The 13,046-nt window shown below is 65.3% G+C and carries 10 protein-coding genes; 2 read left to right on the top strand and 8 right to left on the bottom strand.

The annotated features are described in order from the left end of the window. The first annotated feature begins 106 nt into the window (after window positions 1-106). On the top strand, window positions 107-1,054 hold the full coding sequence (locus tag P8H27_RS04455) for an adenosine deaminase (protein ID WP_289635443.1): 948 nt from the start codon (window positions 107-109) through the stop codon (window positions 1,052-1,054). A gap of 96 nt (window positions 1,055-1,150) precedes the next feature. Here the strand turns inward: P8H27_RS04455 and P8H27_RS04450 are convergent, their stop codons facing one another. The 5 genes from P8H27_RS04450 to P8H27_RS04430 all read right to left on the bottom strand — a co-directional run bounded on the left by P8H27_RS04450 (window position 1,151) and on the right by P8H27_RS04430 (window position 5,930). Further along, entirely contained in the window at window positions 1,151-1,603 is a 453-nt protein-coding gene (locus P8H27_RS04450) for a copper chaperone PCu(A)C (protein WP_289635442.1), read from the bottom strand. Between the two features lie 57 nt (window positions 1,604-1,660). Continuing rightward, complete coding sequence (locus P8H27_RS04445) at window positions 1,661-3,046, bottom strand: PepSY domain-containing protein (RefSeq protein WP_289635441.1); 1,386 nt, start codon at window positions 3,044-3,046, stop codon at window positions 1,661-1,663. Between the two features lie 49 nt (window positions 3,047-3,095). Next, window positions 3,096-5,126, bottom strand: coding sequence for a TonB-dependent receptor (locus P8H27_RS04440; RefSeq protein ID WP_289635440.1), 2,031 nt, complete (start codon window positions 5,124-5,126; stop codon window positions 3,096-3,098). A gap of 142 nt (window positions 5,127-5,268) precedes the next feature. Continuing rightward, window positions 5,269-5,655 (bottom strand): DUF2946 domain-containing protein, encoded by a 387-nt coding sequence (locus P8H27_RS04435; RefSeq protein WP_289635439.1) that lies wholly within the window; start codon window positions 5,653-5,655, stop codon window positions 5,269-5,271. Window positions 5,656-5,738: 83 nt separating this feature from the next. Further along, complete coding sequence (locus P8H27_RS04430) at window positions 5,739-5,930, bottom strand: hypothetical protein (RefSeq protein WP_289635438.1); 192 nt, start codon at window positions 5,928-5,930, stop codon at window positions 5,739-5,741. A gap of 151 nt (window positions 5,931-6,081) precedes the next feature. Between P8H27_RS04430 and P8H27_RS04425 the strand changes: the two genes are divergently transcribed. Further along, window positions 6,082-7,920, top strand: coding sequence for a bifunctional diguanylate cyclase/phosphodiesterase (locus P8H27_RS04425; protein WP_289635437.1), 1,839 nt, complete (start codon window positions 6,082-6,084; stop codon window positions 7,918-7,920). A gap of 251 nt (window positions 7,921-8,171) precedes the next feature. On the opposite strand, the gene P8H27_RS04420 is transcribed toward P8H27_RS04425, so the two are convergent. The 3 genes from P8H27_RS04420 to P8H27_RS04410 form a co-directional block, all read right to left on the bottom strand. Further along, window positions 8,172-11,312 (bottom strand): efflux RND transporter permease subunit, encoded by a 3,141-nt coding sequence (locus P8H27_RS04420; RefSeq protein ID WP_289635436.1) that lies wholly within the window; start codon window positions 11,310-11,312, stop codon window positions 8,172-8,174. 12 nt (window positions 11,313-11,324) lie between these two features. Continuing rightward, window positions 11,325-12,473 (bottom strand): efflux RND transporter periplasmic adaptor subunit, encoded by a 1,149-nt coding sequence (locus P8H27_RS04415; protein ID WP_289635435.1) that lies wholly within the window; start codon window positions 12,471-12,473, stop codon window positions 11,325-11,327. A gap of 233 nt (window positions 12,474-12,706) precedes the next feature. Beyond that, window positions 12,707-12,919, bottom strand: a complete 213-nt coding sequence (locus tag P8H27_RS04410) for a heavy-metal-associated domain-containing protein (protein WP_289635434.1) — start codon at window positions 12,917-12,919, stop codon at window positions 12,707-12,709. Window positions 12,920-13,046 lie beyond the last annotated feature (127 nt).

Raw genomic sequence — 13,046 nt, 5'->3', positions numbered from 1 at the left:
CAGACCGCAGGATGCGGTTGAGCGGGCGATACCCATCGGGGGCGACGCTGACATTATGCCAAGGGTTAAACTGCCTACCGACTACGCCCGATTGAGAGAACCAACCATGTACGACTGGCTCAACGCCCTGCCCAAGGCCGAACTGCACCTGCACCTGGAAGGCTCGCTGGAACCCGAACTGCTGTTCGCCCTGGCCGAGCGCAACAAGATCGCCCTGCCCTGGCCGGATGTCGGGGCGCTGCGCGGCGCCTACGCCTTCAACAACCTGCAGGAATTCCTCGACCTGTATTACCGGGGCGCCGATGTGTTGCGCAGCGAGCAGGACTTCTACGATCTGACCTGGGCCTACCTGCTCAAGTGCCAGGCGCAGAACGTCATCCACACCGAGCCCTTCTTCGACCCGCAGACCCACACCGAGCGCGGCATTCCCTTCGAGGTGGTGCTGCGCGGGATCAAGCAGGCGCTGGTCGATGGCGAAAAACAGTTGGGCATCAGCCACGCTCTGATCCTCAGTTTCCTCCGCCATCTGTCCGAGGAGCAGGCCTTCGACACCCTGCAACAGGCCCTGCCGTTTCGCGATGCCTTCGTCGCCGTGGGCCTGGACAGCTCCGAGCTGGGCCACCCGCCGAGCAAGTTCCAGCGGGTGTTCGCCAAGGCGCGCAGCGAGGGTTTGCTGTGCGTCGCCCACGCCGGCGAGGAAGGCCCACCGGAGTACATCTGGCAGGCCCTGGATCTGCTCAAGGTGCAGCGTATCGACCACGGCGTGCGCGCCATCGAGGACGAGCGGCTGATGCAGCGGATCATCGACGAGCAGATCCCGCTGACGGTCTGCCCGCTGTCGAATATCAAGCTGCGGGTGTTCGCCGACATGCGCCAGCACAACATCCTCGAGATGCTCGAGCGCGGGGTCAAGGTCACGGTCAACTCGGACGACCCGGCCTACTTCGGCGGCTACGTCAGCGAGAACTTCGCCGCCCTGCACGAGGGCCTGGGCATGACCCAGGAGCAGGCCGGACGCCTGGCGCAGAACAGCCTGGAGGCGCGGCTGGCGTGAAGCCTTGCCGCAAGGCCGCTAGCTCAAGCAAAACTGCCACTGGGCTGACCAGGAGTCCGGGCGGACTCCTGGTTATGCGCCGGCGAGCGCTCAATACTAATGGGCGGGTGGCTGATTCTGCACCGCCACGTCCACCTCAACCGCACCGGCCTTCTCGAAGATCAGGGTCAGCGGAAAGCGCTCGCCGTCTTTGGCCTGCTGTTTCAGATTGAACAACATGACGTGGTAACCCATGGGCTCGAACCTGACTTCGCCAGCGGCAGGCACCGCAACGCTCTGCACCTGCTGCATCTTCATCAGCCCAGCGGCGTGCACATGCTCATGAATCTCGGCCTTACCGGCGTGCGGCGTACTGACGCTCAGTAGGCGATCTGCCTCGCTGCCCTGGTTATGCACTACAAAATAGGCGGCGGCACTCGGCGCCACCGGCGGCATTTCCCGCGACCAGGGGTGAGCGATGTGCAAATCGCCGGAACTGTATTCATGGGCACTGGCGAACAGGCTGGCGCCGAGCAGCGCGGCCGTCAGCAGGGCTTTCTTCATGCGCATGGTGTTTCTCCTTGGGATGATGAGTGGCGTATCGAAAGAGGCTAGGACGACCATGATTTAGCCCGCCTGCAAGTCGGGCGTCGAGCCTAAGCGGGAGAATAGCAACCAATCCAATGCCCAGATCAGCAGCAACGACGCGCCCACCAACGGAAAGGCAGCACCGAGCAGCAGCATGATGACGATCGCGGCTTTCCACCGCGGCAGGTCATGACGTAATGGCGGCACGCCGAAACGCCCGGCCGGGCGGCGCTTCCACCACAGCACCAGGCCGCTGACCGCACTGAGCAGCACCAGCAGGCAGACCGCCAGCATCACTAACTGGTTGGCCAAGCCGAACAGCTTGCCCTCATGCAGCACTACCCCGGTTTCCACGGTTTTCGCCACCACGCCATAGTCCTGCCAGCGCACATCGGCGAGCACCGCGCCGCTGTATTGGTCGAGGTGCAGGGTGGCGTCGTTACGCGGATCGTCGGCGAACAGCGCAACGCTGTACACCCCCTCTACGCCTTTCGGCAGGGTGATGCTGTAACCCGGCTGCACGCCGCGCGCGCTGGCGGTATCGACCACCCGCTGCAGGCCGATCTGCGCCGCCGGCACGCCGGCAGCGCTGGCAGCGCTGGCGGCCTGGCCGTTATGCGCGGCGTGCGGGTCGGACACCGGCAGCGGCGTGGTTTCCACCGCCCAGGCCACGGTCTGCCGGGTGCTGTTATTGAGGCTGCCGGCGAGTTGCGTCGATTTCGGCACGTCCTCCCACATGGCCGCCGGGAAATGGTTCCAGGCGCCGGCGAACTGCGCGCCCCAGAAGCCGGTCCAGGTCATCCCGGTGAGCAGCATGAACAGCAACAGCAGCGAACCCCAGAAGCCGCTGACCGCGTGCAGGTCGCGCCAGAACAGCCGGCCGCGACTGGCCAGACGCGGCCACACCACCCCGGCGCCGCCACTGCCGCGCGGCCACCAGAGGTACAGCCCGGACACCAGCAGAACGATGCCCCAGCCGGCGGCCAGTTCGACCAGGCGGTCGCCGAGCGTGCCAATCATCAGCTCGCCGTGCAGTGCGCGAGCAATCGCCTGCAGGTTGTTCTGCGCATCCTGACTGCCTAGCACCCGACCTCGGTAGGGGTCGACGAACAGGTTGAGGCCTTGTCCCTCGCTGTCGACGACGAACTGCGCGCTGCGCCCCTCGGCAACCGGCGGCAAATACTGCTGGAGCGTCGCCTGTGGATAGGCCTGCTGGATCACCGCCCATTGCTGGTCGGCGCTCAGGCGCTGCTCGGCCACCGGCACCTGCAGCAAGTCGGCATACATCAGCTGATCCAGCTGCGGCTTGAACAGGTAGATGATGCCGGTTAGCGACAGCAGGATCAGGAAGGGAATGACGAACAGCCCGGCGTAGAAATGCCAGCGCCAGGCCAGGTTGTAGAACGACGGGGGGGTCTGTTTCATGGTTCTACTCCTCTAGTTGCCACGGGATAATCGGGAGTGACGCGGCCTGTTAAAGCCGCCACTCCAGGCCGGCATACAGGGCACGGCCATCGCCGGGCAGGAACTGCGCGCTGTCCTGTCCCCGCGCATCGGCGATCACCCCGGTGGTGGCGATGTAACTCTTGTCCGACAGGTTGCGCCCCTCGACGAAGAAGCCCAGGCCCTCGCTCGGCCGGTAGCCGCCCTTCAGACCCCAGAGCGCGTAGCCCTCGGCGTACAGGCTCGCGGCCTGGTCGACGCTGTAGTGGCTCGGCACCCACTCGAAAGTCGGCCCGGCATACCAGCCGCCCTGCTGCCACAGCGCCTCGCCCTTGACGAACTGGCGCGGGACGCCGGCCAGGCGGTTGTCGCCGTAGACCGCGTCGTTGTCGAAGCGGAAGTCGTTGAGCAGGTACTGGCCGCGCAGCACGATCTGGCCCAGGGTCAGCGCGCCGCCCAGTTCGATGCCCTGATGGAGGGTGCGGTCGGCGTTGACGGTGCCCAGCGGATCGCCGTCGACGTCGTTGAGCGACAGCAGCTCGTCGCGGATTTCGCTGCGGTAAACCGCCAGATCCAGCTCGAGCTCGTCACGCGACCAGCGCATGCCGGCCTCCAGGGTGTTGGCCCGTTGCGCATCGTTCTTGCTCACCACCTGGCCGCCAGTCAGCTCGCTGAAGGTCGGCGGCTCGAAGCTCTGGCTGAGGTTGACGAACAGCTGCACGCCCTCGCTCAGGTCATGGCGCAGGCCGATGCGGCCGGCGCGGCCGACATAAGTCTCATTGAACGATTCGTCCTGGGCCAGACAGAAGCCCGGGACGAAGGAGTTGCAGCGCAGACGATCATCGACATCCCGTTCCTGATGCAGCCAGGCGCCGCCGCCGATCAGCGCCCAGCGTTCGGCCAGCGGTACTTCCAGCTCGGCGAAGGCATTCAGGCTGCGCGCGGTCTGGTGCAGCTCGTTGACCTTCTGCCCTTTATGTCCACTGACATTCCGGTAGCGCGAGTCCCAGTTGCGCCCCTGGTTGGCCTCGACGCCGCCGACCCAGCGCCAGCCCTCGGCGTTCTGCCACTTGTGCGCCAGGCGCAGGCCGTAGTCCTCGCTGTCGATGTTCAGCACCTGGAAGATCGGGTGGGACATCGACTTCTCGCTGTAGAAGCTCGACAGCTCCAGGCTATGCCCGCCGTTCAGTTGCAGGCTGGTGATATTGCCCAGGCGGTTGAGGGTGAAGTCGCGCCTGTTGTCGTTGCTCACACTGCCGGCGTTGGCCTGCCTGGGATCCTTACGCAACTGCGCCTTGCTCAGGTTGCCCGGCAGCTCGGAGTCGGTCTCCACGTGGGTCAGGTAAAAGCGCGTAGACAAGCGTTCGTTGAGGCGCCCGCCGAGGTTGGCGAAATAGCGCTGGTTGTCCTGCCGGGCATGGTCGCGGAAACCGTCCTGGCTGGAGTCGGCGATGCTGAGGAAACCGTCCCAGTCGCCGAAATCCTCGGCGAAGGCGCCGTACAGGCGCTGGTAACCGAAGCTGCCGCCCTCGACACGCAGATCCACCGGCGCCGCCGTCTTGCCGGTGGGGGTGACGAAGTTGATCGCCCCGCCGAGATTGGTCGCGCCATAGCGCCAGGCATTGGCGCCGCGCAGCACCTCGATGTGGTTGGCCGCCAGCGGCTCGATGGTCTGGAAGTCGAAACTGCCGTCGGCCAGGTTGACCGGCGCGCCGTCCTGCAGCAGCAGCAGGCCACGGCCATGAAAGGTGCGCTGCAGGCCCGAGCCGCGGATCGACAAGCGCGCCTCCTCGGCACCGAAACGTGGCTGGATGAAGACGCCAGTGGCCAGCCCCAGGGCATCCTGCAAGGTGCTGCTGCGCCCGGTCTTGTAGGTCTCGGCATCGACCACACTGGCGCCACCGGGAATATGGGCGAATTCGGCGCGCTTCTCTTCGATGCTTGGCGCAGTAGGGTCAGGCTGTTGCTTGCCGATTACGATGCTGTCCGCTAGCTGCACATTCTCGGCATGGGCCAGACCGATGCTCAGCGCCAACAGGCTGAACAGATATAGATGACGCATGGGTGCTTCCCCTTGAAACTCAGGTGCCGCCCGAGCAAACCGCACCACGCATAGCGCGGGGTCGGTCACAGGCAGGCGTTCGCTCGAAATATTGTTATGGCTTGGCCGCTGCACCCAATGGGCGCGCCGGCTCAGGACGGGGTCAAGCGAGCAGCGGGGAGGCGCGGGGATTGGCCGAGGGCCAGAGATAGCGGACAGGGCGGCCGGCGCGCAACGGCGCGGCGAGCGGCTGACGGCTGGCACCGAGCAGCCCGAGCAAGCCGAAGAAGGCCGCCAGGATCAGGGCACTGAAGGTGGAACACAGCGAGCAAGCGGAACCCGCGGCCAAGTTCAACGGGACGCTGGCGGAACCGGGCAAATCTATCCCGGCGCCAAAATTGCCATCGACGGAACAATACTGGCCGTCCAGGCCGCTGAGCTGCATACCGGCCATCTGACCGTGACCGATGCTGCAGGCGAGCGCACTGAACAGGACGCTGAAATACAGCATCCAGGCAAGCAGCGAACGGTCGGCACGGGTCAGTTTCATGGGGCGCGACTCTAACATCGGATTCAGGCGCTATCCGCGCCAGCCGGCTGCGGTCAATTGCCGCAGCATTGTCCGGCGGGAGTCTAGTTCTGCCAGGGTGCATGCGCCAGCAATTCGCCGCAGCGTAGCGGCACGAACTCGCCCAGCCAGTGCGCCAGCAACACCTTGAGCCGCCCGGCCGGCACTTCGAGCAACTGGTCGAAGCCTTGGCGCCGCAAGGCCGTCTGGCATTGATCGATAACCCGCAGCTGGGCCGCTGAGGCCTGGGCGAGCACTCCCGGCGCTTTTCCGGGCGCTGGGCGGGCATCGTTGCGCGGCCGCCCTTTCCCGCAAGCAAGCGGCCGACATCCGGCTAGACTGCCATTACGCTCCGGTATGTCCAGCCGTCCCTGGCTGTGGCGAACCCGTTACTTATCGGTGGTAAGGATGCGCTCCGATCTAATCGCCCCACTGCGCCTGGCCGGCGCCTATATCCTGTTCAGCAGCATTTGGATTCTCTCCAGCGACTACCTGCTGATGGCCATGGTCAACGACAGTGTATTGAGCAACCAACTGCAAACCGTCAAGGGCATGCTCTTCGTCCTGCTCAGCAGCCTACTGATTTTCTCCCTCAGTTACCGTGACCGCTGCGCCCAGGGCGAGCTGCTCAACGCCCTGACGCGCAACACCCGCTTGCTGCAACAGAGCCAGCGCAACGCCGCCCTGGGCAGCTGGGAACATGATGGCCGCTTCCACTGGAGCCCCGAGGCCCTGCAACTGCTCGGCCGCGACCCGGGCAGCGAATACAGCGACGCCGAGCAACTGCTCAGTTGGTTCTACCCGGCCGAGCGGTCGGCCCTACAACGTGCCCTGCAGGCCCTACTGGAACAGCACACACCGCTGGCGGTCAGTGCCCGCCTGCGGCAACCGCAGCGGCAGCCGGTGACCTGGCTGATGCTGCGTGGCGAGGCGGAAGACAGCGGCCAGATCCTCGGCACCGTGCAAGACATCAGCCACCAGAAGCACGACGAAATCGCCCTGCGCGAAAGCGAGCAGCGCTTCCGCCAACTGTTCGAGCAGATCCCGCACATTGCCGTGCAGGGCTACGATCGCACACGCCGGGTGATCTACTGGAACCAGGCCAGTACCCAACTCTATGGCTATAGCCTGCAGGAGGCCATGGGGCAGCGTCTGGAGGAGTTGATCATCCCGCCTGCCGCGCGCAATCAGGTCATCAGCGCAATCAACCGCTGGCTGCTCGGCGGCCCGTCGATTCCCGCAGCGGAACTGCAGTTGCAGCGTAAGGACGGCAGCAAGGTGTGGGTTTATTCCAGCCACTCGATACTGCGCAACAGCCGCGACCAGTTGGAGCTGTACTGCATCGACATCGACCTCAGCGAACAGAAGCAGATCAATCTCGAACTGCAAACCAGCGAGGCGCGTTACCGCGAACTGGTCGAGCAGCTGACTGACGTGATAGTGCTGACGGACGCCAGCGGGCACCTGGAGTTTCTCAATCCGGCCTGGGAGAAGCTCAGCGGCTACGCCTGCCACGAATGCCTCGGCCGCCCGCTGGCGCAGTTTCTCGACAGCGCCGACGCGGCGCGCTTCGACCAGCAGATCGCGGCCATCGACAGCGGCCAGCAGACCGGCCTGCGCGGCGAATTCCGCCTGCTCAGCCGCCAGGGCCAACTGCGCTGGATCGACATTCAGCTGGATCGCAGCCCGTCGGCCAAGCTGCTCAACGGCAGCCTGCATGACATCCATGAGCGCCACCAAGAGCAGCAACTGCAACACGCACGCAATGCGGTACTCGATGAACTGCTCGCCCGCCGGCCCCTGGCGCACATCCTCGACGGCATCTGCCGCCGCTTGCAGGATCTCAATCCGCGCATGCTGGTGTCGATCATGCTGCTGGACGAACAGCAGCGCCTGCATGTGGCCGCCGCCCCCAGCCTGCCCGAACCTTATCGACAGGTCATCGACGGCCGACAGGCGCAACTCGAACTCGGTTCATGCGGACACGCCGCGTGCAGCGGCGAACTGGTCATCGCCGAAAACCTCGAGACCCACCCCTACTGGCCGGCGCTGCGCACCCCGGCCCTGGCCGCCGGCCTACAAGCCTGCTGGTCGCTGCCGTTCAAGGACGCCGCCGCTCGGGTGCTCGGCACCTTCGGCATCTATTACGCCCAGCCGCAGCGGCCGAGCAAGGCCGACATAACCCTGGTCACCGAGTTCGCCCGGCTAGCCGGCCTGGCCGTGCAACAGCGCCAGCGCCAGCGATGATCGCCTGCCGAGCGCCTTGCCGGCAGCCTTCGGCTATTCCTCCGCTTCGCGGCGGGGCGATGCCGCAGAGCCGAGTGCAGCAGTTGTTCAACGGCGATATCCCCGTTAGGTATTGCATGCGGGGACAGTGCTTGTGTAGGAACGGCTTCAGCCGCGAGTAGATCCCCGCCGCGGACAGCGGGCAGCCCCCGCCACAAAACCCAAAAAACCCAACGCCGCCATCCTGGCGCAGGACGGCGGGTTATCGGGCATTACTCGCCGGGATCGGCCTCGGCAACCTGCTTGCCCTTGGCTTTGCCCAACTTGGCGGCCAGCGACTCCACCAGCAGGAAGAACATCGGGATCAGGAACACCGCCAGCACGGTCGCCGCGAGCATGCCGCCGAGCACCCCGGTGCCGATCGAGTGGCGGCTGGCCGAGCCGGCGCCGCTGCTGATGACCAGCGGCATGACGCCGAGGACGAAGGCCAGCGAGGTCATGACGATCGGCCGGAAACGCAGGCGCGAGGCCTCCAGCGCCGACTCGAAGATACTCATGCCCTGCTGCCGGCAGAGCATGGCGAACTCGATGATGAGGATGGCGTTCTTGGTCGCCAGACCGATCAGGGTGATCAGACCGACCTGGAAGTACACATCGTTCTCGATGCCGCGCAGCCACACCGCGAGGATCGCGCCGAACACCGCGAAGGGCACCGCGGTGATCACCGCCAGCGGCAGCGTCCAGCGTTCGTACTGGGCGGCGAGGATCAGGAACACCATGATCAGGCCGAAGATAAATGCCGTGCCGCCCGAGCCCGCAGTCGCCAGCTCCTGGTAGGCCGAGCCGGTCCAGCCGATGCTGTAGTCGCTGCCGAGCACCTCATCGGCGACTTCCTGCACCGCCGCCAGAGCCTGTCCGGAGCTGTAACCGGGCGCCGGGCCACCGAGGATCTTCGCCGCCGGGTAGACGTTGAAACGCGCGTAGCTGTCCGGGCCGAGGATGCGCTCGACCTTGACCAGGCTCGACAGCGACACCAGTTCGCCGCCGGCCGAACGCACGTAGACCTGGGCCAGGTCTTCCGGCTTGCGCCTGAACTCCGCCTCGGACTGCAGGCTGACCTGCCAGGTGCGCCCATACAGGCTGAAGTCGTTGACGTAATAGCTGCCGAAGGTCGCCTGCATGGCGGTGAACACATCGTTGACGGTCACGCCCAGGGCGCGTGCCTTGATGCGGTCGAGGTCGATGTAGTACTGCGGCACGTTGGCGCTGAAGGTGCTCTGCACCCCGGCCAGTTCCGGGCGCTGGTTGACCGCCTGGACAAAGGCCGCGACCTTGGCCGCCAGCTGTTCGGTGCTGCCGCCGCTGCGGTCCTGGATATAGCCCTCGAAACCGCCGGTGGTGCTCATGCCGGTGATCGGCGGCGGGTTGAAACTCAGCACCACGCCGTCCTTCTGCGCCGCGCCGATGGCCATGAATTCGCGGGTCAGGTTGCGCGCATCCAGCTCCGGCGTGGTGCGCTCGCTCCAATCCTTCAGCGGCACGAAGGACACCCCGGCGTTGCTGCGGTTGCCGAAGGTGAGGATGTCGAAGCCGGCGAAGGTGACCACGTCCTCCACCGCCGGGTGCGCCATCAACTGCCGGGTCACGTCGCTGGTGAGCGCCTCGGTGCGGGTCAGCGAGGCGGCCGGCGGCAGGAAGTAGGCGTTGAGAACATAGCCCTGGTCTTCGTCCGGCACCAAGGAACTGGGCACCTGGGCAAACAGCAGCAACATCGCCGCGATCATCGCGCCGAACAGCAGCAGGCCGACCAGCGAACGCTTGAGGAAGAAGCGCACGCCGCTGGTGTAGCCATCGGTCAGACGCTCGAACAGCCGATTGAACAGGCGAAACGGCGCCGCCGGCTGATGCTGTCCCGGCTTCAGCAACAGGGCGCACAGGGCCGGGCTCAGGGTCAGCGCGACCACGCTGGAGATCGCCACCGACACGGCGATGGTGATGGCGAACTGTTTGTACATCTCCCCGGCCAGGCCGCCGAGGAAGCCCACCGGCACGAACACCGCGATCAGCACCAGGCTGGTGGCGATGATCGGCCCGGTGACCTCCTCCATCGCCTTGATGGTGGCCTCGCGCGGGCCGAGCTTATCGACGCTCATCGAGCGTTCGACGTTCTCGATCACCACGATGGCGTCGTCCACCACGATGCCGATGGCCAGTACCAGGCCGAACAGGGTCAGCAGATTGATCGAGAAACCCAGCAGGTGCATGCCGGCGAAGGTGCCGACCAGCGACACCGGGATCGCCAGCAACGGAATCAGCGAGGCACGCCAGTTCTGCAGGAAGATGAACACCACCAGCACCACCAGCGCCAGGGCCTCGAAGAAGGTATGGATCACCTCCTCGATGGAGACCTTGACGAACTTGGTGGTGTCGTAGGGAATCTTGTAGCTGATGCCCTCGGGGAAGCGCTGCGACAGCCGCTCGAGGGTGCTCTGCACCGCGGCGGCGGTGTCCAGGGCGTTGGCGCCCGGCTGTAGGTAGATGCCGAAGGCGGCGTTCTGCTGGCCGTTGAGCGAGGTCATCAGCGAGTAATCCTGGGCGCCCAGTTCGATCCGCGCCACGTCCTTGAGCAGCAGGCTGGCGCCGGTCTGGTCGGTGCGCAGGATCACGCTCTCGAACTCCGCAGGATCGGTGAAGCGGCCCTGGGTGGTCACCGTGTAGGTGAAGTCCTGCGCCTGCTGCAGCGGCGGCTGGCCGAAGCTGCCGGCGGCGAACTGCGAGTTCTGCTCGCGGATCGCGGCGACCACATCGCTGGGCGTCAAGTCGTACTGCGCCAGCTTGTCCGGGCGCAGCCAGATGCGCATGGAGTAGTCCTTGGAGCCGAACTGGCGGGCATCGCCGACGCCGGGCAGGCGCTTGAGTTCGTCGATCACGTTGATCAGCGCGTAGTTGCTGATATACACCGGGTCGCGCGAGTCGTCCGGCGAGTACAGGGTGACCACCTGGAGAATGTCGGAGGACTTCTTCTCGACCTTGACCCCCAGCCGGCGCACCTCTTCCGGCAGCTTGGCCAGGGCCGACTGCACCCGGTTGTTGACGTCGATGGTGGCCTGATCCGGGTCGGTGCCGACCTCGAAATACACCGACAGGCTCATGGCGTTGCCGCCGGAGTTGGACTGCTGGTAGATCATCCCCTCGACGCCGTTGATCGACTGCTCCAGCGGCGCGGCCACGGTTTCGGCGATCACCTGGGCGCTGGCGCCGGAATAGCTGGCGCTGACCGACACCTGCGGCGGCAGGATCTGCGGGTACTGGGCAATCGGCAATGCACTCATGGCCATCAGGCCGGCGAGCATGATGACGATGGAGATGACCGCGGCGAAAATCGGCCGGTCGATAAAGAAGCGTGAGAGCACGGGATACGCTCCTTAGGACTGTTTGGCGGGTTGGACAGCGGCTTCGCTGCTTTTCACCGGCGTATCCGGACGCACCTTGGGCAGGCCCTCGACTATCACCCGGTCGCCTGCACTGACGCCGGACTCGATCACCCAGCGGCCCGCGGCGGTGTGCCCGGTGCTGACCTGGCGCACGCGCGCGATGCCCTGCTCGTCCACCACATAGACGAAGGTGCCGCGTGGCCCCTGGGCCACTGCCCGCTCCGGCAGGGTGATGGCATGCGGCAGGGTGATGCCCTTGACCAGCACCCGCACGAACTGCCCGGGCAACAGCGCTTGATCCGGATTCGGCACCAGGGCGCGCGCGCTGATGGTGCCGGTGCTGCGGTCGACCAGGCTGTCGGTAAAGTTCACCTTGCCCTCCAGCGGATAGCTGGAGCCGTCGCCGAACTTGATGGCGACGCTCATCTGGCCGTCCTCCGGCAAGACCAGGGCACCGCTCTGCAGGCCGCTGCGCATGCTTTCCACGTCGCGGTCGGGAGCGGCGAAGTTGACGTAGATCGGGTCGAGCTGGGTGATGTTGGTCAGCAGGCTGGCGTTCGGGTCGCCCGCCACCATCAGGCTGCCTTCGGAGACGGTTTCCTTGCTGGTGATGCCGGAGATCGGCGCCGTCACGGTGCAATAGTCGAGGTCGATCTGCTTGGCTTGCACCTCGGCTTCGGCCGCCTGGATGTTGGCCTTGCTCTGCTCGAAGTTGGAGATCGCGTTGTCCAGTTCGCTCTCGCTGGCGTAGCCCTTCTTCTGCAATTCGCGGGTACGCTTGAGGTCGCGCTCGGTCTGCCGGTAGCGTGCCTGCTCCTGGGCCAGCGCGCCCTTGGCACGGCCAAGGGCGGCCTGGTAGGTGCGCGGCTCGATACGGAACAGCACCTGGCCCTGCTTGACCTGACTACCCTCCAGGTAGGTGCGCTCCTGCAGGATGCCGCTGACCTGGGCGCGCACCTGCACCTCGCGAAAGCCTGCGGTACGCGCGGCATACTCCAGCTCCAGCGGCAGCGGCGCAGCCTTGACGGTTTCCACCAGCACTTCGGGGGCCGGCGGCGCATCGGCGGCCTGGACAATGGGCGCCAGGGCAGTCAAGGCGAGAAGCCCCAAAACGAGGGTGAAGCGTTGGGCAACGGGCATAGATGTCTCCATGACAATACAGGGCGCACAAGAGGGCGAGGATGCTAGTTAGATACGCGCCTGCATGTAAACAGGCCACAACGCGTAAAATCACTACTCTCTGTTTCCCAGATGAGTCTAGTCAGCTATCCCTCTGCCGCCATGCGCCGCACCACGTAACCCGCCTCTTTCTGGAGCAAGGCGTGCACCACTCCGGCCTGGAGACTCGCGCTCGCGCAGCCAGGCAGGCGTCGTTACGCCAGGCCAGCCCCATAACCGGCCTCGGCAATCGCGATGATCAGCTCATCGCTCGACAGGCTGCTGACCACTCGCGCCTCACCACCTTGCAACTTGACCTTGACCTCGGCAGCCGGGTCTCGCGCCTGCAAGGCCTCGGTAACCGTCTTCACGCAATGCTCGCAGGTCATGCCTTCGATCCTGAACGTGTGAACCTTTGATGCTTGCATCTGCAACCTCCTGATTGAATGTATGGCCCCTTTACGGGAGGCGCTCAGTTTCGGCCCTCCCCCCTGGGTAAGGTCAAGGCATAAAACAACGCTTGACCTTACCCAGGGGTCAAGGTTGATCCTGTAC

The organism is Pseudomonas sp. sp1636 (genome assembly GCF_030376615.1).
Classification (GTDB): domain Bacteria; phylum Pseudomonadota; class Gammaproteobacteria; order Pseudomonadales; family Pseudomonadaceae; genus Aquipseudomonas.
This window is presented reverse-complemented; position numbering and strand designations above follow the sequence as displayed.